Annotated in this window: 21 protein-coding genes; 17 read left to right on the top strand and 4 right to left on the bottom strand. The window is 68.6% G+C overall.

Annotated features, from left to right (window positions below):
* Positions 1-50: 50 nt before the first annotated feature.
* From C1729_RS07400 to C1729_RS07385, 4 genes are all read right to left on the bottom strand, one after another.
* On the bottom strand, positions 51-515 hold the full coding sequence (locus C1729_RS07400; protein WP_129590690.1) for a DUF192 domain-containing protein: 465 nt from the start codon (positions 513-515) through the stop codon (positions 51-53).
* On the bottom strand, positions 482-1,879 hold the full coding sequence (locus C1729_RS07395; protein ID WP_102509377.1) for a hypothetical protein: 1,398 nt from the start codon (positions 1,877-1,879) through the stop codon (positions 482-484). The genes C1729_RS07400 and C1729_RS07395 overlap by 34 nt, the downstream gene beginning before the upstream one ends.
* 155 nt (positions 1,880-2,034) lie before the next feature.
* On the bottom strand, positions 2,035-2,649 hold the full coding sequence (locus tag C1729_RS07390) for a hypothetical protein (RefSeq protein WP_102509376.1): 615 nt from the start codon (positions 2,647-2,649) through the stop codon (positions 2,035-2,037).
* A gap of 37 nt (positions 2,650-2,686) precedes the next feature.
* Positions 2,687-3,184, bottom strand: a complete 498-nt coding sequence (locus C1729_RS07385) for a hypothetical protein (protein WP_102509375.1) — start codon at positions 3,182-3,184, stop codon at positions 2,687-2,689.
* A gap of 288 nt (positions 3,185-3,472) precedes the next feature.
* On the opposite strand from C1729_RS07385, the gene C1729_RS14575 reads away from it, so the two are divergent.
* The 17 genes from C1729_RS14575 to rpsG all read left to right on the top strand — a co-directional run bounded on the left by C1729_RS14575 (position 3,473) and on the right by rpsG (position 25,740).
* Entirely contained in the window at positions 3,473-4,258 is a 786-nt protein-coding gene (locus C1729_RS14575; RefSeq protein ID WP_165375447.1) for a hypothetical protein, read from the top strand.
* Positions 4,255-4,965, top strand: a complete 711-nt coding sequence (gene cpaB / locus C1729_RS07380; RefSeq protein WP_165375446.1) for a Flp pilus assembly protein CpaB — start codon at positions 4,255-4,257, stop codon at positions 4,963-4,965. Before C1729_RS14575 ends, cpaB begins: the two co-directional genes overlap by 4 nt.
* Complete coding sequence (locus C1729_RS07375; RefSeq protein ID WP_129590689.1) at positions 4,962-6,521, top strand: CpaE/TadZ family protein; 1,560 nt, start codon at positions 4,962-4,964, stop codon at positions 6,519-6,521. Before cpaB ends, C1729_RS07375 begins: the two co-directional genes overlap by 4 nt.
* Complete coding sequence (locus C1729_RS07370) at positions 6,518-6,901, top strand: TadE/TadG family type IV pilus assembly protein (RefSeq protein ID WP_102509372.1); 384 nt, start codon at positions 6,518-6,520, stop codon at positions 6,899-6,901. Before C1729_RS07375 ends, C1729_RS07370 begins: the two co-directional genes overlap by 4 nt.
* A gap of 2 nt (positions 6,902-6,903) precedes the next feature.
* Positions 6,904-8,199, top strand: coding sequence for a TadA family conjugal transfer-associated ATPase (locus C1729_RS07365; protein WP_102509371.1), 1,296 nt, complete (start codon positions 6,904-6,906; stop codon positions 8,197-8,199).
* On the top strand, positions 8,196-9,119 hold the full coding sequence (locus C1729_RS07360; protein ID WP_102509370.1) for a type II secretion system F family protein: 924 nt from the start codon (positions 8,196-8,198) through the stop codon (positions 9,117-9,119). The genes C1729_RS07365 and C1729_RS07360 overlap by 4 nt, the downstream gene beginning before the upstream one ends.
* Positions 9,119-9,997, top strand: a complete 879-nt coding sequence (locus tag C1729_RS07355) for a type II secretion system F family protein (RefSeq protein WP_102509369.1) — start codon at positions 9,119-9,121, stop codon at positions 9,995-9,997. The genes C1729_RS07360 and C1729_RS07355 overlap by 1 nt, the downstream gene beginning before the upstream one ends.
* Positions 9,997-11,178 (top strand): sensor histidine kinase, encoded by a 1,182-nt coding sequence (locus C1729_RS07350; RefSeq protein ID WP_102509368.1) that lies wholly within the window; start codon positions 9,997-9,999, stop codon positions 11,176-11,178. The genes C1729_RS07355 and C1729_RS07350 overlap by 1 nt, the downstream gene beginning before the upstream one ends.
* Positions 11,175-11,849 (top strand): response regulator, encoded by a 675-nt coding sequence (locus C1729_RS07345; RefSeq protein ID WP_102509367.1) that lies wholly within the window; start codon positions 11,175-11,177, stop codon positions 11,847-11,849. Before C1729_RS07350 ends, C1729_RS07345 begins: the two co-directional genes overlap by 4 nt.
* 76 nt (positions 11,850-11,925) lie before the next feature.
* The gene (locus C1729_RS07340; RefSeq protein ID WP_207204574.1) at positions 11,926-12,156 is read left to right on the top strand and encodes a hypothetical protein; all 231 of its coding nucleotides are present in this window, start codon (positions 11,926-11,928) and stop codon (positions 12,154-12,156) included.
* Between the two features lie 69 nt (positions 12,157-12,225).
* Positions 12,226-12,810, top strand: a complete 585-nt coding sequence (locus C1729_RS07335) for a hypothetical protein (RefSeq protein WP_102509366.1) — start codon at positions 12,226-12,228, stop codon at positions 12,808-12,810.
* A 289-nt stretch (positions 12,811-13,099) separates the two neighbouring features.
* Positions 13,100-14,527, top strand: a complete 1,428-nt coding sequence (locus tag C1729_RS07330) for an OmpA family protein (RefSeq protein ID WP_165375445.1) — start codon at positions 13,100-13,102, stop codon at positions 14,525-14,527.
* Positions 14,528-15,012: 485 nt separating this feature from the next.
* On the top strand, positions 15,013-16,476 hold the full coding sequence (locus tag C1729_RS07325) for an OmpA family protein (RefSeq protein WP_102509364.1): 1,464 nt from the start codon (positions 15,013-15,015) through the stop codon (positions 16,474-16,476).
* A 439-nt stretch (positions 16,477-16,915) separates the two neighbouring features.
* Entirely contained in the window at positions 16,916-20,425 is a 3,510-nt protein-coding gene (gene rpoB, locus C1729_RS07320) for a DNA-directed RNA polymerase subunit beta (protein ID WP_102509363.1), read from the top strand.
* A 118-nt stretch (positions 20,426-20,543) separates the two neighbouring features.
* On the top strand, positions 20,544-24,422 hold the full coding sequence (locus tag C1729_RS07315; RefSeq protein WP_102509362.1) for a DNA-directed RNA polymerase subunit beta': 3,879 nt from the start codon (positions 20,544-20,546) through the stop codon (positions 24,420-24,422).
* Positions 24,423-24,895: 473 nt separating this feature from the next.
* Positions 24,896-25,270 carry a 30S ribosomal protein S12 gene (gene rpsL, locus C1729_RS07310; protein WP_102509361.1) on the top strand — a complete coding sequence of 125 codons (375 nt, stop codon included), beginning with the start codon at positions 24,896-24,898 and terminating at the stop codon, positions 25,268-25,270.
* Complete coding sequence (gene rpsG, locus C1729_RS07305; protein ID WP_102509360.1) at positions 25,270-25,740, top strand: 30S ribosomal protein S7; 471 nt, start codon at positions 25,270-25,272, stop codon at positions 25,738-25,740. The genes rpsL and rpsG overlap by 1 nt, the downstream gene beginning before the upstream one ends.
* The last annotated feature ends 8 nt before the right edge of the window (positions 25,741-25,748 follow it).

The following is a 25,748-nucleotide window of genomic DNA, read 5'->3' as shown; positions in this document are numbered from 1 at the left end:
TCAGCTCGTCCTCCACCTCTGCTCCGGGGTCGGATCTGGCGACGTGGTGCTCACAGTCCGCATGCGTCGGCGTCGGGCAGCCGTCGGCACGTGAGGACGCGGCCTGGGACGATGCCGAGCGTCCGGGCCAGCCCGGCGGGCAGCTCAACCGTGTCGAGGCCGTAGAGGCGAGGGCGCGAGAACCGGCCGGGGGCGAGCGTCTCCACCGCGTGGACGCGCCCGTCGCGTCGGACGAGCACGACGTCGATCGCGTACCGCATGCGGAAGGTGTGGACGTTGGAGCAACGACGTATCCACAACGCCCCTTCGAGGGAATCGGTGCCGAGCAGTCCCTGGTTGCGCTCGGCACGAGTCTCGGCGAGCCAGCAGTCGAGGACGTCGTTGCCGTCGAGGACGAGGGCGTGCTGCGGACAGGGTGGTCCCCATACCGGCCCGCGGGCCGGCATGGGGACCACCCCGTCCTGCGGGGTCGGCGTGTCGATCATCCGCCGGCGCACGCGGTCCAGTCCTGCCACGACGTGCCGTCCCAGTACTGGGCGCCGGTGTTCGACGTCGACACGCCCTCGTACTTGCCGTTGAGGCCGATGCCGATCGTCGCGACCTTGAGCTTGAGGTCAAGGCCAGCGCCGGTCGTCGCGCCGGTCGAGGTGGTCTGGGAGGTGAGGTCGCCGCCCTGGCCCTTCGCGTACTCGATGAGGCCCAGCACGGACGCGGTCTGCGTTCCACCGTTGCTCGTGGCCGAGGAGATTCCGGCGCCTGCGACGAGAGCGAGGATGTGAGCACGGTTCGCGTCCGTCACGGGGATCTTCGCGGTTGCGGTCATGCTGTCGGTGAGCGTGACGTCGGCACCGCCGAGCGCCTTAGAGAGGAGTGTGGCAGCGCCGGGTCCTGCGGCCATCGACAACTCGACGTTGGTGAGGTTGCCGTTCTTGTCGAACTCGGTGCCGAGCGTCGACTCAAGGTTCGTCTTGAGCGTGCCGCCCACGCCGCCTCCGGCGGCTCCGTCCTCGGGCTTGGTATCCATGTCGCCGAAGCCGATGCCGATCTTGCCCTCCAGCGCGGCACCGACGTCGACCTTGCTGTAGACCGTCGTCGACCCCTTGTCGTCGAAGCTGGCGCCGAGGTACCGGCCCGAGTCGAGGGTGACGCCGAGCGAAGCCTCGGCGATCGCGATGCCGGCGCTGGCCTCGGCGCTGCCCGACGCCTCGAGCCCTCCTTGGAAGTACGTCTTTGTCGGGGCGGGGGGCGAGTACTTGTCGAACCAGCCGCTCGCGAGAGCCGCACCCCACCCGAGCACGCCCTGCGACTTGAGGGCCTGGCGTCCCCACTCGCGCTCTGCCCACGAGACGAACTCGTCGCGCGACTGCTCGTTCTTGAAGCTGTAGGTCTCTCCGCCCTCGCCTGCAAGGGCTGCGCTGACCCCGACCTCGCCGCCGACGCCGAACTCCTTGCCGCCGATCGTGATCTTGCCCTTCGCGGCGACGAGGTCGGCTTTGACGCCCGCCTTGCCCGCGTTGATCCGGGTGACGTTCCACGTGCCGTCGCTGAGCTTCTCGACGACCAGCGTGCCTCCGGCGCCCAGATCGACGAAGGCGATCTCGATACCCCCCGCAGCCGTCTGTGAGCTGGACGACACGGTGCAAGGGTCCGTGGGCTGGGGCTTGGGGCCGGATGCGTCGTCCCCGGTGCCTGCCGTGGCCCCGCAGGTGGCGCCGATGGCCTCGCAGATCTTTGCGGCGATGCTCTGCCCGATGGGCGTGGCGCTCATGAGGAGCGAGGCGACGACGGCGGCGACGAGGAGGATCGCACCGAGGTACTCGACGGCGCCCGCGCCCTTGTCGTCAGCGACCCCGAGCCGACGTCGGATCAGGTGCATCATGGTGGTCCCCTTGTGATCGTGCTGATTGTGGCGCAGCCGGAGTCCTCCGGTCATCTTGGTATGACGGTAGGTGCGGCGGCCGCCGTGCGCGCCGGCTGTGGGGCCCGTTCTGGGCCCAGGGAGGGCCCAGACATCGGGCCTGGCTCGGGTCGGCCTCAGTCGATGCGGAGCGTACGCAGCACGGTAAAGCCCGCCGACTCGGTGAGCTTGCCAGGGTCGCTGTTGAGCGAGACGAGGACGCGGGTCGTCGAGCTCTTGTCGCGGCCCGCGACGGCGGCGAACTCCCGCAGCGACGTCGTTCCGTCGGTGCTCGTCGACGTGCCTGAGCCGTAGAACGCGGCGGCGCCCTCGACGGAAGACCACTCGACGTCCGGGACGACGGTGATCTCGCGCGTGGTGTCCTTCGGGTCCAGGTAGCGCAGCCGCGTCATGACGATGAGCCCCGCGAGGTCGTGGTCGGAGGTCGAGCGCTCCTCGACGGCCACGGTCACGGCGGGGGTCGCCTCACCGGTGCGCGTGATGGTGTGGAGGGTCGCACCGTCGCCGAGGCTGCTCTCCGCGACGTCGTACCCGGCCGGGAGCTGGTAGGTGATCTTGCCGATCGTGTGCGTGCTCCCGCCGTCGACGGACGAGAGGGGCGGCACGACGATCTTCGTCGCGGAGGCGACGGCGTCGGCCTCGGAGTTCGAGCCGCTTCCGCCGCATGCCGCGAGAGCGAGAGCGAGGACGCCCGCGAGGGCGAGGGTGAGGTGACGCGTGCTGCGTGTCATTGGCTTCTCCGGGTCGGGGACGAGGGCGTGGGGCGGCTCAGCCGCGGCCGAGCGAGCCGGGCACGCGCGGTGTCTCGCGCCTTCCGGCCACTGCCTGGGCAGGCATGAGGGCGATTGGGATGAGGGCGAAGGCTGCGAAGGTCGCAGCCTCGGTGCCGATGAGCCAGCCCATCTGGAGGACGTGGTCCCAGCCCAGCATGCCGGTGGCGACGGAGACGAGAGGGCCCCCGACGTAGTTGAGGAGGATCCCGCCGAGAGAGCCGAGCAGCAGCGTCGGCCACAGCTCGGAGCGTTCGTGGTACCCGCGCCGTTCGGCGAAGCGACGCGCGACGACCCATCCGATGAACGACGCGCGGAACGCTGTGCCGATGAGCGTGATCCCGAGCGCGATCGCGACGTCGAGGGAGCGCGTGATGTCGCTCACTGCCGGCGTGACGAAGAAGTCGACGATCGTCTTGACGACGGCTTCGAGGACGACGAAGAACGCGACGCAGCCCCACGCGATCCTGCGCGCGGGGAAGTACTTGGGATCCATGACGCCCAACCTAGCGGCGTCCGGTCGACCGCGCGGGTCGAGGCGGACCCGGCCAGGGCCCAGCCGGGAGGCCCGCCCTGGGACCGTGGGCCCAGGGTGGGCCGAGGTGTGTGCCCTCGCTGGGCCCTGCCTGGGTCCTGGCCGGACGGTGGGGGGCGGCGCGGACCCATAGCGTCAGGGGGCGGGCGGGTGACATGCGTTGCTCCGGTAGCGAGCCTAGGGCGTCCATAGCATGATGGCCCGTGGCCGCCGAGGGGGTAGCGCCAGAAATGTGGAGGGGGAGCGTCGATGCCGATCGTCGCCGTGACGGATGCGTCGAGGGTCCCTGACGGGACCGCGTGCGCGACGGATCTCGAGGGGCTTGTCGCTCATCTGAGGGCGGTCCGTCCAGGGGTGGACTCCGTGCTCGTCTCGCACACGGAGCGGGGTGAGGCGCTCGCGCGCGCGGCCCGGCTCGCGTGTGGCGAGAGATCGGTAGGGCTCCTCCACGTGCCGTCGACAGCGACGGCATTCTTCGCGTCGATCGGGGCGGTGCGGCTCCTGCCGCAGGAGTGCCTGGGGCTCGGCGGGGTTGTCGCGTCAATCCTGTCGTCGACGATGTGGACACGGGTGGTTCTCAGCCGGCTCGGCGAGCCGGGGACCCCGGTGCCCACGTTCAGCCAGCGTCTGCGTGGCGCCTTCCCGGGTGCGCGCTTCGTCGTTGATCCGGTCTCGGGCGTCGTCGAGCCGACGAAGGAGCTCGTCGCTCCTCAGGGCGTCATCGTCCTCACCGCGAGCTCGGCGCCCGCGACTCGCCCAGATTCACGGATCGATCTCACGGCGGGCGGCGCATACCGCTACGACCTCGACCTCGGCTCCGATGGCTGGCGTGCCCGGCGCTGGACCGAGGCCACGGTGCTCACGCGCCAGGTCGAGGACGTCGTGCACCACGCGTTGCAGCCGTCGTCGTACGCCTACTACTCGACGTGCGCCGTCTGCGGACGCATCGCGTGGGGCGAACGTTGCATCTTCTGCCAGGTCCCGCTGCTCGTGCGGGACGACCTTGCTGTTCAGACCATCGGAGGGATCCAGTGAACCCGCGTCAGCGCCGAGGGGCAGTCTTCCTCTCGCTCACCGTCGTCGGAGCGCTCGTCGTGTTCTTCGCGGTCCTCTCGTACGTCGGGGACGTGACGTCGAAGGTCGGCCCGTTGACGTCGGCGGTCCGGCTCAAGGGCGACGTCCCTGCATACACCCCGATCACCCCGGAGATGCTCGAGACCGTCGAGGTTCCGGAGCGGTGGGTTTCGCAGACGACGGTGCGGTCGGTGGCCGACGTCGTCGGGCTCGTCGCAGCGACGGACTATGCCGCCGGCTCGGTCGTCCAGCAGGGCATGCTCGTGCCGCGGCCGGGTATCCAGCCCGGATATCGGGAGGTCGCGATCATCGTCGACGCGGAGACCGGTGTCGCGGGAAAGGTACGTTCCGGCGACCGTGTCGACATCATTGCGACGGCGCAGGGCGACAAGGAGTCGGGCGTGCCGCAGAGCGCGCAGGTGTGGGTCTCGAACGCGCTCGTGCTCGAGGTGGGCCTGCCCCGGGCGACAGAGGGCGCGGACGCGCAGGGCAACTTCGAGTCGACGAGCGGCGTCCCTGTGACGTTCGCTCTCCCGGCTGAGGAGGCGCTCCGTCTGGCCTACGTCGAGAGTTTCTCGGTCAAGCTTCGGCTCGCGCTGCGCGGCGCCGGCGACTCTGAGGTGCTGCCGCCCTCGGGTCTGGTCTACAAGGGGGAGGCACAGCCGTGAGCTCAGTGATGCTTGTCTCGGCGTCGAGCGTGACGATCGAGCATGTTCGGTCAGCGCTGTCGGAGGTCGAGGGTCTCGATCTCCTCCAGGTCGTCGGTTCGGTCGAGGCCGTCGCGGATCTCCTCGAGCGCGGTGCTCTCATCGATGTCGCGCTCGTCGACGTGGCGATCGACGGTGGGCACGGTCTGGCGCACGCGAGGACCCTTGCGGCCGGCCACCCGCTGCTTGCGATCGTCATGTACACGCCCGAGCCCGACGCCCAGCAGTTCCAGACGGCCGTCGAGGCCGGGGCGCGTTCGGTCGTCGGCCCGACGTCCTCGCTTGACGACATCGCCTCGCGCCTCCGCTCGGCCGCGGCGTGGTCCGCCGCCGCGCGGGGCGCGGTGTCGCTCGACGCCCCGGCGGGGCGTGCCGGCAGGGTCGTTGTCGTCGCAGGCGGCAAGGGCGGGGTCGGGACGAGTTCGGTCGCGCTGCTCCTCGCGCAGGCGGCGACCTCGACGGACTCGGTCGCGATCGTCGACTTCGACCTGCAGCACGGGGATCTTGCCTCCTACCTGGGCGTGCATACGCGGCGCTCGCTTGCGGACCTTACGCACGTCGCGGACGAGCTCTCGGGCAGACTCCTGCGTGAGACGACGTACGACGTGGATGGCGGTCTGCGCCTGCTCTCGGCACCCGCGGAGGGTGAGCAGTCGGAGATGATGACGGAGCGCGCCGCACGCGCGATCGTCGACGCGCTCCGGTTCCAGTTCGACCTCTCGGTCATCGACGTGGGCACGCACATGGACGACGGCACGGCGACGGTCGTCGAGCAGGCGGACGAGGTCATCCTCCTCGCGACGCCCGACGTCCCGGCGCTGCGTGCGGCCCGGCGGCGGCTGAGCCTCTGGGAGCGACTCTCGATCCGGGGCGGGGCCCAGGTCCACCTCGTGCTCAACCGCCGTTCGCGGCGCAACGAGGTGACGGACGAGCTCGCCGCGCGGATCGTCGAGCTCCCGGTGACCGCGACGATCCCCGAGGGCGGCCCGGTCTTCGAGACCGCGATGAACACGGCGAGCGTCGTGCGGACCCGCACCGTCGTGGGGGACGCGGTCGCGCGGCTCGCGGCGAAGGTACTCGCGCACCGTGCGGACGAGACCGACGAGGTGACGGAGCTCATCGCAGAGCAGCAGAACCGGCGTCGCGGCAGGCGGGCGGTGACGGCGGACGCCGGACAGGCGTCGGTCGAGCTCGTCGGCATGTTCGCGCTGCTGCTCGGGGTGGCGCTCCTGTGCTTCCAGCTCATCCTCTGGGGCTCCGGCTTCCTCATGGCGCGGACGGCGGCGCAAGAGGCCGCACGCACGGTCGGTGTGGGCGACTACTCGGTGGCCGTCCAGCAGCGGGCGCGGGAGGACGCGTTGGACCGTCTCGCGGGGCCGTGGCGCTCGGACGCGAAGGTAACGTTCGACGCGCTCGCCCGTGAGGTGACGGTCGACGTCCCGACGCCGCGGATCGTGCCGGGATTCTCCCTGCGGTCGACGGTGACGGAGCAGGTCTACACGGAGGTCGAGTCGTGAGCCGGGCGTTGAGCCGTGCCCTGCGACGCGGCGCGCGCGACGACCGAGGCTCGGTCGCGGTCGAGTCGATCGGTTTCTTCTTCGTCCTCACGCTCGTGACGTTCGTCTGCGTGCAGGGCGTCTTCCTCGCGCAGTCGGTGTCGACGTCGCAGAAGCTCGCCCGTGACGCGGCGCGCTCGTACGCGGTCGGGCAAGGTTCCGCGTCGGTCGCCCAGCAGGTCCACGACGACCTTCCGTCGTGGGCGACGCTCGAGGACGTCCGGTTCCCCACGAGCGCCGACGCGCGCGTCGAGGTCGAGCTCCGTGTGCCGATCCTTGTGCCGGGCTTCACCAACCAGTCGTTCACGGTGTCGCGCGACGCCGTCATGCCGAGGTCCTGACGATGGGGCTCCTGGATCGCGTCCAGCAGGACGAGCGCAAGCGCACTGAGATCGACGTCGTCTCGCAGTACCGCGAGCGGCTGCTCGAGGAGGTGGACCTCGACGACCTTGCGCGGCTCAACGCGACGCAGCGACGCGCTCGCCTCGAGCGTGTGCTCTCGACGCTCATCTCGATCGACGGGCCGGTGCTTGCCCAGCGGGAGCGGTCGTCGCTCATCCAGCGCGTCGTCGACGAGGCGCTGGGGCTCGGGGTGCTCGAGCCGCTCCTCGCGGATGAGTCGATCACCGAGATCATGGTCAACGGCCCTGACGACGTCTTCGTCGAGCGCCGAGGCCGTCTTGAGCGCCACCCGGTGACGTTCGCGTCGAGTGAGCACCTCATGCAGGCGATCGACCGCATCGTCTCGACCGTCAACCGTCGTGTCGACGAGTCGTCCCCGATGGTCGACGCGCGACTGCCCACGGGCGAGCGCGTCAACGTCATCCTGCCGCCGCTCGCTCTCGACGGTCCCACCCTGACGATCCGTCGCTTCCCGAAGCCGTTCCGGCTGGGCCAGCTCGTCGGCATGGGGGCGCTCGACGAAGAGTCGGCGCTCCTGCTTGGGGCGTTCGTGCGTGCGCGTCTCAACATCGTCGTCTCCGGTGGTACGGGCACGGGCAAGACGACGTTCCTCAACGCCCTGTCTGGTCTGCTGCCCGCGCATGAGCGCATCGTGACGATCGAGGACGCAGCCGAGCTTTCGCTCCAGCAGGAGCACGTCGTGCGTCTCGAGTCGCGTCCGGCGAACGTCGAGGGCAAGGGCGAGGTCTCGATCCGCGACCTCGTGCGCAACGCGCTGCGCATGCGTCCCGACCGGATCGTCGTCGGCGAGGTACGAGGCGGCGAGACGATGGACATGCTTCAGGCGATGAACACCGGTCACGAGGGGTCGCTCGCGACGGTGCATGCGAACGGTGCGCTCGACGCGCTGAGCAGGCTCGAGACGCTCGCGACGATGAGCGAGCTCGAGCTTCCCGTGACGACGATCCGTGACCAGATCAACGGCGCGGTCGACGTCGTCGTGCACCTCTCCCGCGGACTCGACGGCTCGCGGCGCGTGGGTGAGATCGCGGCGGTCGTCTCGACGCGTCGTGAGGACTACGCGACGGTGCCTCTCATGACGTTCGTCCAGGACCCCATCGGTCCCGAGCGTCGGATCACAGGGCGCTTCCGCCGTCACCCGTTGACTCCAGCGATCGCCGAGCGGCTCTTCGCCGCGGGCGAGACCGCGCCGGTCGTCGTGGACGGTGCCGCGTGACGCCGATCCAGATCGCGGTCCTCCTCTTCGCGACGTTGAGCCTCGGCATCGTCGCGCTCCTGCAGGTGTGGGGCGCGCGCGAGCAGCGGCGCGAGATCCTCGTCGCGGCCGATGCCGCGCCGCGGTGGCGGGAGAGCCGCGCGTCGCATCTCGACGCGGCGTTCGAGAAGACCGCGACGGGGCGCAAGGTTGCCGCGCTGCTCGCGGGCGCGGGCCTCGGTCAGTGGTCCTCGGTCACTACGGTGCTGGGTCTGGTCGCCGTCGAGGTGGTCGTCCTGGTGCTGGTCGACGAGCTCTTCGGCACCGTGACAGCGGTCATTGCGGTCGTCGTCGTCGCGCTCGGCGCGCACCGGTGGCTCGAGGGACGTCGGCGTGCGCGCACGGAGCGCTTCATCGCTCAGCTTCCTGAACTTGCGCGCCTCCTAGCGAACGGTGCGCAGGCAGGTCTCGGCATGCGTCGTTCGGTCGAGCTCGCGGCACGTGAGCTCGAGGACCCGGCGGCGAGCGAGCTCGGGCAGGTGAGCTCGGAGCTCGCGGTCGGGCGGTCGCTCGACTCGGCCCTCGCGCACCTCAACGAGCGGCTCCCGTCGAAGGAACTCGCGGTGCTTGTCCAGACGCTCGTCATCCAGGCGCGGGCTGGCGGCGCTCTCGCGACGGCGCTCGGTCACATCGCGACGACGCTCGACGAGCGCCGTCAGCTCGCCCGCGAGGCAAAGACGGCAAGCACGGGCATGGTGTTCACGGGTTACATCGTCATGGTGATGGGCGGGGGCTCGGTGCTCCTCCTCAACGCGATGTCGCCGGGGGCGCTCGACAAGATGACGACGCACCCGATGGGTGTCGCGGCTCTCGCCGTCGCCGCGGTGCTCTTCGGGATCGGCTACGTGGCGATCCAGCGTCTGACGAAGGTGGACCTCTGATGGAGTCGGTCTACTACGGGGCGGCGGCCGCGGCGCTTTTCCTCGTCGGCGTTCTGAGCGTGCGCATGCTGCGGACGACCGGCCTCGAGGATATCGACCTGCCTGAGTCGCGGGAGGCAGAGATCGAGCGCAAGGACCTCGGCGCACGCATGGAGGCGGTCGGTGGCCGCTTCCTCGGGATGACGCTGAGGCTCTACGGCCCTGACCGCCTCAAGTCGCTCGACCAGCGTATCCGCGCAGCCGGGCGTCCCCACGGGCTGACGGTGCTGATGTACCTCAGACGACAGACCGGGTTCGTCGTCATGGGCTTCGTCTTCTTCGTCGTCCTCTTCGTCCTGGATCAGCCGCTCATCGGCATGCTCGTGCTCCTCGTGCATGCGGCCTGGATGCCCTGGTGGCTCGCCGCCACGGTGAAGGCGCGTCGGACTCAGGTGAGCAGGGACTTGCCGGACTTTCTCGACGTTCTCGCGGTGACCATCGCGGCGGGTCTCGGGTTTCGTCAGTCGATGGAGCGGGTCGCTGCGTTCCATGCCGGTCCGATTGCCGAAGAGGTGCGGACCGCGCTCCAGGAGATGGGCATGGGGGTTTCGCGGCGCAACGCGCTCATTGCGATGCGCGACCGCGTGGCGTCTCCGGGGATGAGCGCGTTCGTCACGGCACTCCTCCAGGCGGAGGAGCTCGGGGTCTCGCTCGGGACGGCCGTGACGGACATCGCGGAGGACGTCCGACGTGAGCGCGCCCAGGAGGTTCGTCAGGCGGCGGCGAAGGCTGGCACGAAGGTTTCGCTCGTCGTGACGACGCTCATCGTCCCAGGCTCGATGATCCTCATCTTCGCTGGAATGTTCATCGGCAACGACAGCCTGGGGAGTCTCTTTTGATGGCCTTCGAGGCTGATGCCGCGCGCTCTCAGAGGCTCGAGGCGATCGCCCCGGTCGTGAGGCTCCTGTGCGAGGTGCGGCTCGTCGTCCTCGTCCTCGCGGTCGTCTCTGCGAGCCCCGCCTTCTCGACCTGGTGGCAGGTGGGGCTGGCCGTGGTGGCGGCACCGTGTTCCTACCTTCCCGCACGTCACTGGGCTGAGCAGGGCGGACGCATCGCGTCCTCGGGGATCTATCTCGGACTCGACTCGGTCGTTGCGATCACGGTCATCGTCGCGTTCGACGGTGCGGAGTCCGCGCTGCTCTACGGCGGGGCGACGGTGACGTTGCTCGGTGTGGTGGCGGGCAGAGTCATTGCGCTCATGGGCGCTGCGCTTCTCGGGAGCGCGATGGTGGGCGTCTCCGTCGGGCAGGCGGATTCGGCGGCGGACATCCCGGTGATGATCGCTGCCGGGCTCGGTTGCGCGGCGCTGGCGATCGCCGGGGACGCGTTGGGTACGGCGCTGCGCAGGCAAGCGCATACGGCTGGGCTCCTCGCCACGGAGCGTGCGACGCGCACGACGGACCTCGAGAGGTTGAGCGTCGCCCGCGACGTCCACGACTCGGTCGCTGGAAGCCTCGCGGGGCTCACGCTCATGACGGAGGCGCTGCACCGCAAGGTTCTGCACGAGGCTGTCGATGACGCGACGCTGCTGCTCGCCCGGCAGGTGCGTGACGCGAGCCGCATCGCGCACGTGGACACGCGGGCGGTGCTCGCGCAGCTCCGGCAGCTCGACCCCGATCCCGTGGCGACGCTCGAGCAGGTGTGTCGGCGCTGGTCGCTCACCGGCGGAGTCGCGACGGAGTTCGCGACCGAGGGGGACGCGCCGCTCGACGGGGCGCTCGGGGTGGCGTTCAAGGCGATCCTCACCGAGCTGCTGGAGAACGTCCGCAAGCATGCGCGCGCGCAGCGGGTCGAGGTGCGGCTGCTGCTCGGGAGCGATCACGCGCGTCTCACGGTCATCGACGATGGCGTGGGTCTGGACGCCGACGCTCCCGGTGCGGCGGAGGGCCACTACGGCCTGTGTGGGCTGAGGGAGCGTGCCGAGGAGATGGATGGTTCCGTCGAGGTCGGGTCCCGGCCTGGCCGTACCGAGATCACTGTGATGCTGCGCGCGGGCGCAGCCGAGAGGGTGGGGTCATGAGGATTCTTGTTGCGGACGACAACGCGCTCATCAGGATCGGTCTCCGAGCCGCGCTCGAAGGGCTCGACGGCGTGACGTCGGTTGTCGTTGCTGGGGACGGTTCCGAGGCGATCGAGATCGCTCAGGGCGGCGAGGTGGACGTTGTCCTCCTCGACGTGCGGATGCCGGGAACTGATGGGCTCGCGGCGCTGCCGCGTCTCGCGTCGCTCGCCACCGTCGTCATGCTTACGCACTCCGACAGTGCGGACGTCGTGGCGGAGGCCATGAACCAGGGGGCGTCAGGTTTCATCGTGCACGGTTCGCTCGAGCCCGAGGCGATCGTCGCGGCGCTGCGGGCATGCCGGGCCGGCGGGTCAGTGACGGCAGGCCTCGCGCCGTGGGCGACGCTCGTCTCGGCGCAGCGGCCCAAGACGCCGCTCGCGGAGAAGCTCTCGCCCCGCGAAGCTGAGGTCATGGAGATCGTTGCCACGGGTGCACCGAACTACCGCATCGCGCGGCAGCTATTCCTCAGCGAGAAGACCGTGAAGAACCACATCAACTCGATCTTCTCCAAGCTTCAGGCGACTAATCGTGCGCACGCGATCGCGCTGTGGCTCGGGAAGGCCGATGGGTCGCAGGGCCCAGTTGAGGATGGGTCCGCGATGGGTCCCGGGGCGATGGCGGTCTCCTGAAGCACCTCATAGATTTGAGGTGTTGAAAGACGGAAGCGACCTTCTCTGCGAAGGCGCACATATCAGGAGGAACACCATGGAGAAGTTCAACAACCGCCTCGTCGCCGCCCAGGTCGCCACGACGATGTACATCGCCGGCGCGTTCGACCGCCTCAAGAAGGATGACCGCGGCCAGGGCTCGGCCGAGTACATGGGCATCATTCTCGTCGTCGTCGCGATCATCGGTGTCGTCGGAATGGCGCAGACCGAGATCGGCAACGCAATCAAGACCCAGATCGTCAACGCGATCAACTCTGCCAAGGCTTGACATCTCTTGCTGCTGGCCTGCGCCTGTGCGCAGGCCAGCAGCAACGTGTGTCTGGAGAAGGAGCCTCTCGTGGTGAAGCACTGGCTCGCGCGCGACGACCGTGGAGCTGCCGCAGTTGTCGCAATACCTGTCGTCTTGGCCGCCCTCGCACTGACTCTTCTGCTCATCGCCGGGGTCGGCGGTGCGAGCCAGGAGCGGCGTGGTGCGACCACAGCTGCGGACGCGGCCGCGCTCGCTGCTGCTCAGCAGTGGCGGGACGAGATCAAACGCCAGTACGAGAGCGACACAAGCACGGACGGCACAATTCCCGATTTCGCTGGGCGTCGGCTCGCCGACCTGCGAGCCGACGCTGAGGTGCGCGCACGCCACCTTGCTCTCGCCAACGGCGCCATCGTGGAATCGTTGTCGTTCGACGCCGAGCGCGCAGAGGTCAAGGTGACGACGTTGTCCACTGATGAGTTCGCCGGTGCCCTGCGCGAGTATCGGGCTAGCGCGGTCGCGCGTATCGAGATGCGGACAGGTGCATGCCGCGAGGGGGCTACGCTCGGCCTTCTGGTGGCGGGATGCGTGACATCTCCCATCGACGCGATCGCGATGGACCTGACGACCGCAGATATCTCTGCGTTCGGCGCGGTCGTCACCCTTGTTCGGTGAAGATCTCAGGTGCGAGACGTGGTGAGCCAGCGCCGTCTCGGCATGCGAGGACCCAGGGTTGTTGTTAATTTTGGCGAGGTCAACAGTTCGACAAGCAGGATGAGGGGCGCTCGTGCGTAGAGGCTGGGTCTGGGGTGCGTCGTTGGCAATCGTGATGGTCGCCGTGGCTGGGTGCTCGCCGTCGGGACCCGATCGCAATGTGGTGCCGACCGGGCTGACAGAGTCTGGGACGCAGACTGGAGATCCGACGACCTCGACGCAGACGCCCGACGGTGAGACGTTGCCGACGATGCCGGCGCGTCCCGCTGGGGCGGTGTCGGTCGAGGCTCCGATGCCGTTGGACTGGAGCACGGATCTTGGTGGCACCCTTAAGGCCTGGGTGCACCCGGTGCAGAGCTCGGCCGCAGACGGACTCTCGCTGCTGACGGTCGAGCTCGAGCGCCCCGCCGACGGCGGTGCGCCCAGCTCAGGCTTCATGATCAACTTCACCAGCACGGGGGGGTCGACCGCGCCCAGCGGGTTCAACCTCTTTGATGCGGCGAGTGGGACCGTCGCCCAGCCCCTGAAGCTCACGGACGGTTGGGCGGCCACGAGCGATGTCGACGTCATCGAGGCGGGTGGATCCTTGACGATCTCCGTCGCGTTCCCGCCGCTGACCGCGGCGTCGGTGTTCGTGACGGTGCCTGGCTTCGACATGGTCGAGGTGCCGGTCACGCAGGAGGCCTCGACCGCGTGGCCGGACATCGCCAAGGAGTGGGCGGCGGCTCCCGAGAAGGTTGGCGCCTTCGTCGGGGCGGAATCCTCGGCGGTGAGCTTGGTGACGCAATCGACGGTCGAGGTCGCTGGAGACCAGGTACTCGTCGAGCTGCCGGCCGATGTGCTGTTCGCGTTCAACAAGTCGAACCTCTCGTCCAAGGCGCAGAAGGTTGTCGACAAGGCGGGCCGCAAGATCGCGGAGGCCGCGGCGGCGTCGGGCGAGATCACGGTCGTCGGTCATACCGACGATCAGGGTGACGCATCGTCCAACATGACCTTGTCGAAGGCGCGTGCCGAGTCCGTGGCCGATCGACTGCGTCCCATCCTCGGGTCGACGTTCGTCGTGAAGACCGAGGGGCGTGGCTCGAAGGAGCCGAAGGTCCAGGGCACGAGCGAGGATGCCCGAGCGGCCAACCGTCGTGTCGAGATCACGTTCACCGGCCGCTCGGCGAACAAGCTCGTCGTCGTCGACGACGTGCCGACCGAGCTCCCCGAGACCTTAGGCGCGGTGGTCACGGGTATGGAGACCGCGCGTACCGATGCGCATGTGCTCAACCCCGAGCTCGATGCGCGGGTCGTGTCGCTGCGTCGGGTCGGGGGGCAGCTCGTCGGGGTGCTCGAGATCGCGGCACCGACGACGCGTGCGTCGAGCGGGCTCCTCTTCGGCGATGCGACTCGCACGCTTGGCAACATGGCGAAGCGTGGCTGGGGTTCCTTCTCGATCGCGAACGTCACGCTGCTCACGCCGACGACACGCGTGTTCCCCGTCGACTTCCGGCCCGAGGCGGACACCTACCCGCACGAGCGGCGGGTCCTCGGGTCGCAGATCCCAGAGATGCTTCCCGTGCCGGGTGGGCCGCACCGGTATGTGATCGTGTGGCCGGACGTGGATCCGTCGGCGACGACGGTGACGGTCGACGCCCCGGACGCCTACCGCTTCCTTGACGTCCCGATCAGTTGATCTCATCGCGTCGGCGCGTGGCTGCACTGGAGTGCCACGCCAGGTAGGCAGGCGGAGGGTGCGAGACATGAACAACCTCAGTCCTGTCGAACACGTCCTCTGACCGGCGGCGAGCAGGAGAATCAAGCCCGCGCGCGTCGGGTAGGGCGGTAGTTCGTAGGTCGACCGCTCGTCGACCTCGTGGGACGTGCGGCCGCGCGCGCCCGGTGGCTTGCGTCCGCGTCGGGTGCGGCGCTCGAGTCAATCTCGTTCGACCCGTGCGTGCCGAGGTCTCGGCATGCGGGTCGAGGGACTCGTTGCTAGTTTCGTCGAGGTTGAGCCGTGGTTGGAGTGGAAGTGGTGTGGACGTGCCTAGAACTTGGGGTTGGGTTGCCTCGTTGACTCTCGTCGCAGTGATGGTGGCCGGATGTACGCCGTCGACGACGGACGACGAGTCCCCGGGGCTGCCGGCGACGACAGCCCCAGCGCCGACAGGAGACGCATCTGTGACGCCGGGCACGGAGGCTCCGACGACGGAGCCCGCGACGCCCGGGCCTCCTCAGGGGTCGGTGTCGCTCGAGGCGACGCTGCCGCTGCGTTCCGACACGCAGACCGGCGGCACCGTGAAGGCGGTGGTCCATCCGTTGCAGAGCTCGGCGTCGGAGGGTCTGTCGGTGCTCACGGTGGAGTTTGCGGGCCCTGCCGACCTCGCTCAGAACACGAGTGCGTTCATGGGCGTCTTCATGGGGTCTTTGGCTGGTACGCTCCCGATCGGGTTCAGGGTCTTCGACCCGTCGACGGGCACCGCGGCACACCCGCTGGGTATCGGCGATTCGTGGGCGGCCGAGAGCGACAAGTTCGAGCTGTTCCCGGGGCAAACGACGACGCTGACACTGGGCTTCCCGCCGGTGGGCGCAGCCTCGATCTTCGTCATGGTGCCGGGGTTCGACGTCGTCGAGGTCCCGGTCGTGCAGGCGGCTGTGGCTCAGATGCCGGGCTCGGCGGCGACCTGGGCGGCGTCGACGGAGAAGTCGGGTTCCTTCGCGCCGATCGAGTCCTGGGCGATGAGTCTCGTGACGAAGTCGACGGTCGAGGTCGCGGGTGACCAGGTGCTCGTCGAGCTCCCCGCAGACGTGCTGTTCGCGTTCAACAAGTCCGAGCTCTCGAAGAAGGCGCAGAAGGTCGTCGACAAGGCGGGCCACAAGATCGCCGAGGCCGCCGCGGAGTCGGGAGAGATCACGGTCGTCGGGCACACGGACGACCAGGGCGACGACGCGTCGAACGACAGGCTCTCGAAGGCGCGCGCTGAGTCGGTGGCCGCGCGTCTGCGTCCCGTCCTCGGGTCCTCGTTCACGGTGAAGACGGCGGGCAAGGGCTCGCGGGAACCCAAGGTCGAGGGCACGAGCGAGGAGGCCCGGGCTGCGAACCGCCGTGTCGAGATCACGTTCACGGGCCGCTCGGCGAACAAGCTCGTCGTCGTGGAGGATGTGCCGACCGAGCTGCCGGCGACGGCGGGTGTCGTGGTCCAGGGCACGGAGACAGCTCACCTTCCGTCGGACGGGATGAACCCTGAGCTTGAGGCCCGGATGCTGTCGTTGCGTCGGGTGGGCGGCCAGTTGGTCGGCGTCCTGGAGATCGCCGCGCCGACGGAGAAGGCGCGCACCACGATGCTCTTCGGGGACTCGTCGGAGACGACGGGCGTCATCAGCGAACGGGGCTTCTCGTTCGCGTCGATCGCGAACGTCTCGCTGCTCACGCCGACGACGCGAGTGTTCCCGGCTGACTTCAAGGTCGACGTCCAGGGGAAGTCCGAGCACCGGCTCCTGGGCTCGAGTGGGGACTGGGTGCTCCCGCACGTCAACGGTCCGTTCCGGTATGTGCTCGTGTGGCCGGACGTGGACCCGTCGGCGACGACGGTGACGGTCGACGCCCCGGAAGGCTATCGCTTCCTCGACGTCCCTATCCGCTGATCAGCGCGTTGCACGCAGACCTCGTCGCCCTACGGAAACGCGCGACGTGTGGGGCTTGCGGCGGCCTGCTATAGTGGTGAGTTGGCGTGCCTGTGGTGCGTCGCAGCCTCATGCATCAGATGGCGGGCGTGTGAGGACGAGATCGAACCCCTCGCGGGGTTGTTTCTCGGTCGGGCTGAGGTGCTCTTCGATCGTCTCGCGCGACCGGGATACAGGTGTGACTCATCGCACCTGACCAGGATGGTTGCCCTGTGTAGCCATTCGCATTATGCTAGCGCTTTGCGCTGACGTGTGTCCTGACGTCTTGCCCGCCATCGAATCCTTGCACGCGCCGCCCACGGTATCCCACCGCTGGTCCGGAGCTGTGCGCGGAGCGAGGCCGGCGGTCGGGTCCGCCGAGGCGCCCAGCGTGCACTCGAACCGCAGGGAAGGACCCCTCTTGGCTGCCTCGCGCACCCCTTCTGCACCGTCCGCCGACGCGATCGCGAACCGCACCGCGTCGCCGCGTCTCTCCTTCGCAAGGATTTATGAGCCTCTCGAGGTCCCTGACCTCCTGGGGCTTCAGACCGAGAGCTTCGACTGGCTCCTCGGCAACGAGAAGTGGCAGGCGCGTGTCGCCGCTGCGCAGGAGTCGGGGCGTCGCGACGTCCCGACGAAGTCGGGCCTCGAGGAGATCTTCGAGGAGATCTCCCCGATCCAGGACTTCGGTGAGACCATGGAGCTCGCGTTCTCGAACCACCGGTTCGAGCCGCCGAAGCACTCGGCCGACGAGTGCAAGGAGAAGGACTTCACCTACGCGGCGCCGCTGTTCGTCACGGCGGAGTTCACGAACACCAGCACGGGTGAGATCAAGAGCCAGACGGTCTTCATGGGTGACTTCCCGCTCATGACCGAGCGCGGCACGTTCATCATCAACGGCACCGAGCGTGTCGTCGTCTCCCAGCTCGTCCGTTCGCCCGGCGTCTACTTCGAGCGCACGCCCGACAAGACGTCGGACAAGGACATCTTCTCCGCGAAGATCATCCCGAGCCGCGGTGCATGGCTCGAGTTCGAGATCGACAAGCGTGACGCCGTCGGCGTGCGCGTCGACCGCAAGCGCAAGCAGTCGGTGACGGTCCTCCTCAAGGCCCTCGGCCTCACGGAGTCCGAGATCCGCGAGGAGTTCGCGGAGTTCCCCGCGGTCCTCGACACGCTCGACAAGGACACGGTCCAGACGCAGGACGAGGCGCTCGTCGACCTCTACCGCAAGATCCGCCCGGGCGAGCCGCCGACGGTCGAGGCAGGCCGCAGCCTGCTCGACAACTTCTACTTCAACTCCAAGCGCTACGACCTCGCGAAGGTCGGCCGCTACAAGCTCAACAAGAAGCTCGGCCGTGACGCGGAGCTCGAGGCGTCGGTCCTCGAGGTCGCGGACGTCGTCGCGACGATCAAGTACCTCGCGTCGCTCCACGCGGACAAGCCGACGATGGCGGGCCTGCGTGACGGCGAGCCCATCGAGGTGCGCGTCGAGACCGACGACATCGACCACTTCGGCAACCGTCGTATCCGCGCCGTCGGCGAGCTCATCCAGAACCAGGTCCGCACGGGCCTGTCGCGGATGGAGCGCGTCGTGCGCGAGCGCATGACGACGCAGGACGTCGAGGCCATCACGCCGCAGACGCTCATCAACATCCGTCCCGTCGTCGCCTCCATCAAGGAGTTCTTCGGGACGTCGCAGCTGTCGCAGTTCATGGACCAGAACAACCCGCTCGCGGGTCTCACCCACAAGCGTCGTCTCTCGGCGCTCGGCCCGGGCGGTCTCTCGCGCGACCGCGCCGGCATGGAGGTCCGTGACGTCCACCCGTCGCACTACGGCCGCATGTGCCCCATCGAGACGCCTGAAGGCCCGAACATCGGCCTCATCGGCTCGCTCGCGTCGTTCGGCCGCATCAACCCGTTCGGCTTCATCGAGACGCCGTACCGCAAGGTCGTCGACGGCCGCGTCACCGACGAGGTCGAGTACCTCACGGCCGACGACGAGGACCGCCACATCATCGCGCAGGCCAACCAGCCGCTCACCGCGGAGGGTGCCTTCGTCGACGCCCGCGTCACCGTCCGCATGAAGGGTGGCGAGGTCGACCTCGCCCCCCGCGGCGACGTCGACTACATGGACGTCTCCCCCCGCCAGATGGTCTCGGTGGCGACCGCGCTCATCCCGTTCCTCGAGCACGACGACGCCAACCGCGCGCTCATGGGCGCGAACATGCAGCGTCAGGCCGTGCCGCTCGTCCGCTCCGAAGCGCCGCTCGTCGGCACCGGCATGGAGTGGCGCGCCGCGGTCGACGCTGGCGACGTCATCGTCGCGACGCGTCCGGGCGTCGTCACCGAGGTCTCGGCTGACCTGGTGACCGTCGCCAACGACGACGGCACGAAGACGAGCTACCGCGCGTCGAAGTTCCGCCGCTCGAACCAGGGCACGTCGTACAACCAGCGTGTCCTCGTCGACGAGGGCCAGCGTGTCGAGGTCGGTTCCGTCCTCGCCGACGGCCCCGCGACCGACGGCGGCGAGCTCGCGCTCGGCCGCAACCTCCTCGTCGCGTTCATGTCGTGGGAGGGCCACAACTACGAGGACGCGATCATCCTGTCGCAGCGCCTCGTCCAGGACGACGTCCTCTCCTCGATCCACATCGAGGAGCACGAGATCGACGCGCGTGACACGAAGCTCGGCCCGGAGGAGATCACGCGGGACATCCCGAACGTCTCCGAGGAGGTCCTCGCGGACCTTGACGAGCGCGGCATCATCCGCATCGGTGCCGAGGTGGGCGCCGGCGACGTGCTCGTCGGCAAGGTCACGCCCAAGGGCGAGACCGAGCTCACCCCGGAGGAGCGCCTTCTCCGTGCGATCTTCGGTGAGAAGGCGCGCGAGGTCCGCGACACGTCGCTCAAGGTTCCCCACGGCGAGTCCGGCACGGTCATCGGTGTCAAGGAGTTCCGCCGCGAGGACGGCGACGAGCTCCCCGCCGGCGTCAACGAGCTCGTGCGCGTGTACATCGCGCAGCGCCGCAAGATCACCGCGGGTGACAAGCTTGCCGGCCGTCACGGCAACAAGGGCGTCATCTCAACGATCCTCCCCGTCGAGGACATGCCGTTCCTTCCCGACGGCACGCCGGTCGACATCATCCTCAACCCCATGGGCGTCCCCGGTCGTATGAACGTCGGCCAGGTCCTCGAGGTCCACCTCGGCTGGATCGCGTCGCAGGGTTACGACGTCAAGCTCGCCGAGGGCGACCTCGAGTGGATCAAGACGCTCCCGGAGACGGCGCTCGCGTCCGAGCCGGGCCGCCCGCTCGCGACCCCGGTGTTCGACGGGCTCGAGGAGGAGGGCCTCACCGGTCTCCTCGGTTCGACCCTGCCGACGCGTGACGGCGACCGGCTCGTCGGCGCCGACGGCAAGGCGCGGCTCTTCGACGGTCGCTCCGGTGAGCCGTTCCCCGAGCCCGTCTCGGTTGGCTACATGTACATCCTCAAGCTGCACCACCTCGTGGACGACAAGATCCACGCGCGGTCGACGGGTCCCTACTCGATGATCACGCAGCAGCCGCTCGGTGGTAAGGCGCAGTTCGGTGGACAGCGCTTCGGCGAGATGGAGGTGTGGGCCCTCGAGGCGTACGGCGCGGCCTACACGCTCCAGGAGCTCCTCACCATCAAGTCGGACGACGTCCCCGGCCGTGTCAAGGTCTACGAGGCGATCGTCAAGGGCGAGAACATCCCCGACTCGGGCATCCCGGAGTCCTTCAAGGTCCTCCTCAAGGAGATGCAGTCGCTCTGCCTCAACGTCGAGGTGCTGTCGTCCGACGGCGTCTCGATCGAGATGCGGGAGTCCGACGACGAGGTGTACCGCGCTGCGGAGGAGCTGGGCATCGACCTGTCCCGCCGTCCCAATGCGGCCGCCACGATCGACGAGATCTGACCTCGGGCGCTCGGCCCGCTCCGCATACGATGCGGGCCGCGCGAGCCTGACACCACTTTTTCGAGAATGACGCCGGGGCGGGGGCCCCGCCCCCGGCGGACCACGGAAGTAGGACACATTGCTCGACGTCAACGTCTTCGACGAGCTGCGTATCGGACTGGCGACCGCGGACGACATCCGCGCCTGGTCGCACGGTGAGGTCAAGAAGCCCGAGACCATCAACTACCGCACCCTCAAGCCTGAGAAGGACGGACTCTTCTGCGAGAAGATCTTCGGTCCCACCCGGGACTGGGAGTGCTACTGCGGCAAGTACAAGCGCGTGCGCTTCAAGGGCATCATCTGCGAGCGCTGCGGCGTCGAGGTGACGCGCTCGAAGGTCCGTCGTGAGCGCATGGGCCACATCGAGCTCGCTGCGCCCGTCACGCACATCTGGTTCTTCAAGGGCGTGCCCTCGCGCCTTGGCTACCTGCTCGACATTGCCCCGAAGGACCTCGAGAAGGTCATCTACTTCGCGGCGTACATGATCACGTCGGTCGACGCCGACGGCCGCCACGAGGACCTCCCCAACCTCCAGAACGAGATCGACCTGGAGAAGAAGGAGATCACCGACCGTCGCGACAACGAGATCGAGACGCGTGCCAAGCGCCTCGAGGACGACCTCGCGACGCTCGAGGCCGAGGGCGCTCGCGCCGACGCGCGCCGCAAGGTGCGCGACTCCGCCGAGCGCGAGATGGCGCAGCTGCGCAAGCGCGCGGACGCCGAGCTCGACCGCCTCGAGGAGGTCTGGGACAAGTTCAAGAACCTCAAGGTCGGCGACCTCCTCGGTGACGAGATGCTCTACCGCTCGCTCGCCGACCGGTACGGCAACTACTTCGAGGGCTCGATGGGCGCCGCGGCGATCCAGAAGCGGCTGCAGGACTTCGACCTCGTGGCCGAGTCCGAGCTGCTCCGCGAGATCATCGCGACGGGCAAGGGCCAGAAGAAGACCCGCGCCCTCAAGCGCCTCAAGGTCGTCAACGCATTCCTCACGACGACGAACTCGCCGTCGGCGATGGTCCTCGACGCCGTTCCGGTCATCCCGCCGGACCTGCGCCCGATGGTGCAGCTCGACGGTGGACGATTCGCGACGTCGGACCTCAACGACCTGTACCGCCGCGTCATCAACCGCAACAACCGTCTCAAGCGGCTCCTCGATCTCGGCGCGCCCGAGATTATCGTCAACAACGAGAAGCGCATGCTTCAGGAGGCCGTCGACTCGCTCTTCGACAACGGCCGTCGTGGCCGCCCGGTGACGGGCCCCGGCAACCGTCCGCTCAAGTCCATCTCGGACATGCTCAAGGGCAAGCAGGGGCGCTTCCGCCAGAACCTCCTCGGCAAGCGCGTCGACTACTCGGGCCGTTCGGTCATCGTCGTCGGCCCGCAGCTCAAGCTCCATCAGTGCGGCCTGCCCAAGCAGATGGCGCTCGAGCTCTTCAAGCCGTTCGTCATGAAGCGGCTCGTCGACCTCAACCACGCGCAGAACATCAAGTCCGCCAAGCGGATGGTCGAGCGTGCGCGCCCGGTCGTGTGGGACGTCCTCGAAGAGGTCATCACGGAGCACCCGGTGCTCCTCAACCGTGCTCCCACGCTGCACCGTCTGGGCATCCAGGCGTTCGAGCCGCAGCTCGTCGAGGGCAAGGCCATCCACCTGCACCCGCTCGTCTGCGCGGCGTTCAACGCCGACTTCGACGGCGACCAGATGGCTGTCCACCTGCCGCTGTCCGCCGAGGCCCAGGCCGAGGCGCGCATCCTCATGCTCTCGAGCAACAACATCCTCAAGCCGTCGGACGGCCGTCCGGTGACCATGCCCTCGCAGGACATGATCATCGGTCTGTTCCACCTGACGTCGGACCGTGAGGACGCCGAGGGCGAGGGACGCGCGTTCGCGTCGGTCGCCGAGGCGATCATGGCGTTCGACCAGGGGACGCTCGACCTCAACGCGGTCGTGAAGATCCGGATGAGCGACTTCGTCGCCGGCGCGGACTTCGAGGCGCCCGAGGGCTGGGAGACCGGTCAGCCGCTCCTCGTCGAGACGACGCTCGGCCGTGCGCTCTTCAACGAGACGCTGCCGATCGACTACCCGTACTTCAACGGTGTCGTCGACAAGAAGCAGCTCTCGTCGATCGTCAACGAGCTCGCCGAGAAGTACCCCAAGGCCGAGGTCGCCGAGTCGCTCGACGCGCTCAAGTCCGCGGGCTTCCGCTGGGCGACGCGCTCGGGCGTGACGATCGCCATCTCCGACGTCACGACGCCGGACGACAAGCGCGAGATTCTCGACGCTCACGAGGAGCGCGCGCTCCGCGTCCAGGGCCAGTACGAGAAGGGCCTCATCACGGACGACGAGCGTCGTCAGGAGCTCATCGAGATCTGGACCCAGGCAACGGACAAGGTCGCGTCCGCGATGCGCTCGAACTTCGAGGGTCGCGCACGCAACACCGTCTACCGCATGGTCGGTTCGGGTGCGCGTGGTAACTGGATGCAGGTGCGTCAGATCGCCGGTATGCGTGGTCTCGTGGCGAACCCGAAGGGCGAGATCATCCCGCGCCCGATCAAGTCCAACTACCGCGAGGGCCTCTCGGTCGTCGAGTACTTCATCGCGACGCACGGTGCCCGCAAGGGTCTGGCCGACACGGCTCTCCGTACGGCCGACTCGGGTTACCTCACGCGTCGTCTCGTCGACGTCTCGCAGGACGTCATCGTCCGCGAGGAGGACTGCGGCACGGAGCGCGGCCTCACGCTCCCGGTCTCGGAGAAGCGCCGTGACGGCTCGTTCACGCGCCACAGCAAGGTCGAGACCTCGATCTACTCGCGGACCCTCGCGACCGCGGTCGAGGTCGATGGCAAGGTCATCGGCGAGGCGGGCGAGGACGTCGGCGACGTCCTCATCGACGCCCTCGTCGAGGCCGGCGTGCCGGACCTCAAGGTGCGTTCGGTCCTCACGTGCGAGTCGCGGGTCGGGACGTGCGCGAAGTGCTACGGCCGCTCGCTCGCGACCGGCAAGCTCGTCGACATCGGTGAGGCCGTCGGTATCATCGCGGCGCAGTCGATCGGTGAGCCCGGCACGCAGCTGACGATGCGTACGTTCCACACCGGTGGTGTGGCGTCGGCCGACGACATCACGCAGGGTCTGCCGCGTGTCACGGAGCTCTTCGAGGCCCGCACCCCCAAGGGTGAGGCGCCCATCGCGGAGTTCTCGGGACGCATCACGATCGACGAGTCCGACCGTTCGCGTCGCCTCGTCCTCACGCCGGACGACGGCGGCGAGGAGATTGCGTACCCGGTGACCAAGCGCGCCCGTCTGCTCGTCTCAGACGGCGAGCACGTCGAGGTCGGTGCGCAGCTCGTCCAGGGTGCGGTGGACCCCAAGAAGGTCCTGCGCATCCTCGGCCCGCGCCAGACGCAGAAGCACCTTGTCGACGAGGTCCAGGAGGTCTACCGCTCGCAGGGTGTGGACATCCACGACAAGCACATCGAGGTCATCGTCCGGCAGATGCTCCGTCGCGTGACGGTGCTCGAGTCGGGCGACACGACCCTTCTCCCGGGCGAGCTCGCGGAGCGTTCGCGCTTCGAGGACGCCAACCGGGCAGCGGTCGCCGAGGGCGGCCGTCCGGCCTCGGGCCGTCCCGAGCTCATGGGCATCACGAAGGCGTCGCTCGCGACGGAGTCGTGGCTGTCGGCAGCGTCCTTCCAGGAGACGACGCGTGTGCTCACGGAGGCTGCGATGAGCGGTCGTCGTGACCCGCTGCTCGGCCTCAAGGAGAACGTCATCCTCGGTAAGCTCATCCCCGCCGGGACGGGCATGCCCCGCTACCGCGACGTCAAGGTCGAGCCGACCGAGGCGGCTAAGGCGGAGCTCTACCCGAGCTTCGGCTACGACGAGATCGACTTCCCGACGCTCGGCTTGGGCTCGGGGGATGCGATCCCGCTCGACGAGATCGACTTCGGCGACTACCAGTGAGTCGTTGACCGACCGTCATGACCGAGAGGCCCGTCGCACGCGCGGCGGGCCTCTTGGCCGTCGGGGGCCGGTGCGCGGGATCACAGTTCTCGCGTGCGCTCGTCCTTTGACAGTGCGGGATCGCCGTCGTTAGTGTTGGACACTGTGCCCGCGCCGTCGGGCATCCGCATGCGCACGGCCGGCTCGTCCGGCGGACGCGGCGGAGGCGATGCCCCGCGAAGTGGGCGTGACACCTGGTGCCACGCCGGCCTCCCGGGGGATCGACGCCGTGCCACGCACGGATGTTCCCGACGGTCATGCAGGCATTCCGGACAGCAGGGCTTCACCGCCCCGCCTGACGGACCATCGAGCCGGTGGTAGTTGGCGTTCCGTCCCCACGGAGTGGGGACGGGTGTGCGCCGTGCTGCCGGCGCGACACAGACCACACCCGGCGGGGCACGGCCCCGCTCAGCTCGAGAAGACACGGAGACGTAGTGCCTACGATCCAGCAGCTCGTCCGCAAGGGGCGGACCTCCAAGGCCGGGAAGTCGAAGACTCCCGCGCTCAAGGGCTCCCCGCAGCGGCGTGGCGTGTGCACCCGCGTGTACACCACCACCCCCAAGAAGCCGAACTCGGCGCTCCGGAAGGTCGCCCGTGTGCGCCTCTCGAGCCAGATCGAGGTCACCGCGTACATCCCCGGTGTCGGCCACAACCTCCAGGAGCACTCGATCGTGCTCGTGCGTGGCGGTCGTGTGAAGGACCTTCCCGGTGTTCGCTACAAGATCGTCCGTGGCGCGCTCGACACCCAGGGCGTCAAGAACCGTAAGCAGGCGCGCAGCCGCTACGGCGCGAAGAAGGAGAAGGCCTGATGCCTCGTAAGGGTCCGGCCCCGAAGCGGCCGATCATCGTCGACCCGGTCTACGGATCGCCCGTCGTCACGCAGCTCATCAACAAGGTTCTCCTCGACGGCAAGAAGACGACGGCCGAGGCCATCGTCTACGGCGCGCTCGAGGGTGTCCGCGCGAAGGTCGACGGCGACCCCGTCGTCGTGCTCAAGCGCGCGCTCGAGAACATCCGCCCGGCGCTCGAGGTCCGCTCGCGCCGCGTCGGTGGTGCGACCTACCAGGTCCCCGTCGAGGTCCGCCCGACGCGTCAGACGACGCTCGCGCTCCGTTGGCTCACCGACTTTTCGCGCGCCCGTCGCGAGAAGACGATGACCGAGCGCCTCATGAACGAGATCCTCGACGCCTCGAACGGCCTCGGCGCCGCGGTCAAGCGACGCGAGGACATGCACAAGATGGCGGAGTCCAACAGGGCGTTCGCGCACTACCGCTGGTGATTCCCGTG

It is taken from the genome of Sanguibacter massiliensis (assembly GCF_900240335.1).
GTDB lineage: Bacteria > Actinomycetota > Actinomycetes > Actinomycetales > Cellulomonadaceae > Flavimobilis > Flavimobilis massiliensis.
The sequence above is the reverse complement of the archived record's forward strand: the minus strand, read 5'-3'. Positions and strand labels throughout refer to the sequence as shown.

Excerpts from the sequence above, each read along its gene's own strand:
- C1729_RS07395 (WP_102509377.1), bottom strand. The coding sequence starts at position 1,879 with ATGATGCACCTGATCCGACGTCGGCTCGGGGTCGCTGACGACAAGGGC.
- C1729_RS07390 (WP_102509376.1), bottom strand. The coding sequence starts at position 2,649 with ATGACACGCAGCACGCGTCACCTCACCCTCGCCCTCGCGGGCGTCCTC.
- C1729_RS07385 (WP_102509375.1), bottom strand. The coding sequence starts at position 3,184 with ATGGATCCCAAGTACTTCCCCGCGCGCAGGATCGCGTGGGGCTGCGTC.
- C1729_RS14575 (WP_165375447.1), top strand. The coding sequence starts at position 3,473 with ATGCCGATCGTCGCCGTGACGGATGCGTCGAGGGTCCCTGACGGGACC.
- C1729_RS07365 (WP_102509371.1), top strand. The coding sequence starts at position 6,904 with ATGGGGCTCCTGGATCGCGTCCAGCAGGACGAGCGCAAGCGCACTGAG.
- C1729_RS07355 (WP_102509369.1), top strand. The coding sequence starts at position 9,119 with ATGGAGTCGGTCTACTACGGGGCGGCGGCCGCGGCGCTTTTCCTCGTC.
- C1729_RS07350 (WP_102509368.1), top strand. The coding sequence starts at position 9,997 with ATGGCCTTCGAGGCTGATGCCGCGCGCTCTCAGAGGCTCGAGGCGATC.
- C1729_RS07345 (WP_102509367.1), top strand. The coding sequence starts at position 11,175 with ATGAGGATTCTTGTTGCGGACGACAACGCGCTCATCAGGATCGGTCTC.
- C1729_RS07340 (WP_207204574.1), top strand. The coding sequence starts at position 11,926 with ATGGAGAAGTTCAACAACCGCCTCGTCGCCGCCCAGGTCGCCACGACG.
- C1729_RS07330 (WP_165375445.1), top strand. The coding sequence starts at position 13,100 with ATGCCGGCGCGTCCCGCTGGGGCGGTGTCGGTCGAGGCTCCGATGCCG.
- rpsG (WP_102509360.1), top strand. The coding sequence starts at position 25,270 with ATGCCTCGTAAGGGTCCGGCCCCGAAGCGGCCGATCATCGTCGACCCG.